The sequence below is a fragment of the Streptomyces sp. NPDC005962 genome (genome assembly GCF_040629205.1).
Taxonomy (GTDB): Bacteria; Actinomycetota; Actinomycetes; order Streptomycetales; family Streptomycetaceae; genus Streptomyces.
On the sequence record NZ_JBEXVE010000068.1, the window covers coordinates 1 to 1,003 of the forward strand.

1 protein-coding gene is annotated in these 1,003 nt (G+C 66.4%); it reads right to left on the reverse strand.

What is annotated here, in order from left to right; all coding sequences use genetic code 11:
- Positions 1-974, reverse strand: a 974-nt coding sequence (locus ABZ370_RS43955) for a transposase (RefSeq protein WP_358634200.1), incomplete at its 3' end; no start/stop codon positions are given.
- Positions 975-1,003: the final 29 nt, after the last annotated feature.

Here is a 1,003-nt window from a genome sequence, read left to right on the forward strand (position 1 = left end):
TGCGAGGTCGGCTCGAAGCGTCCGATCTTCCCGAAGTACCGGCCGTGCTTGACCGCCTTGTACTCCAGCATGTTCACGAATGCCGACCATCCGGCGTCGTGCACGGATTTGGCCAGCCGGGTGCGGGCGAGGCCGGATACCGCGAGGTCTTCCACATACACCGCTTGGTTGTCGCGGATGATCTGTGTGGAGGCCTTGTGGTGCCAGTCCCGGCGGCGGTCAGCCACCCGGGCGTGTTGTCGCGCGACCCGGATACGGGCCCTGGCCCGGTTCTTCGACCCCTTGGCCTTCCGGCTGAGATCCTTCTGCAACCGCTTCAGTTTCTTCTCGGCGCGGCGCAGGAACTTCGGGGAGTGGATGCGGGTGCCGTCGGAGAGGACGGCGAAGGTGGACAGGCCCAGGTCGATGCCGACTTCGGTATCCAGCTCGGGGAGCAGGTGCGGTTCGGTGTCCACCACGAAGCTCATGCAGTACCGGCCCGCACTGTCCTTGATGACGGTCAGGGAAGTCGGCGCGGCCGGAAGCGGCCTGGACCACTTCACCCTGATGGTGCCGACCTTGGCCACGTACACCGTGCCGTTGTCCTGAAGGGAGAAGGCGTTGGTGTTCAGGCGGATGGACTGCCGGGTGTCCTTCTTCGACTTGTACCGGGGCGGCGCAACCTCCCGGCCTTTGCGCTGACCCTTGAGGGAGTCGAAGTAGTTCTTGTAGGCGGTATCCAGGTCGCGCAGCGACTGCTGGAGCACGACCGCCGACACCTCGGCCAGCCAGGCGCGTTCGGTGGTGCGCTTGGCCTGGGTGATGCGACGCCGGGACAGCTCGGCCGACGCCACATACGGCCGCCCTGCCGCATGTGCTTCCCTCCGGTCGCGCAGGCAGTCGTTCCACACCACCCGCGCACACCCGAACGCACGCGCCAGCGCGCGGCGCTGCGGGGCGTCCGGGTAGACCCGGTAGTTGTAGCGGAGCTGCACGAACACGAACATATTGCGGTCTCATGGAC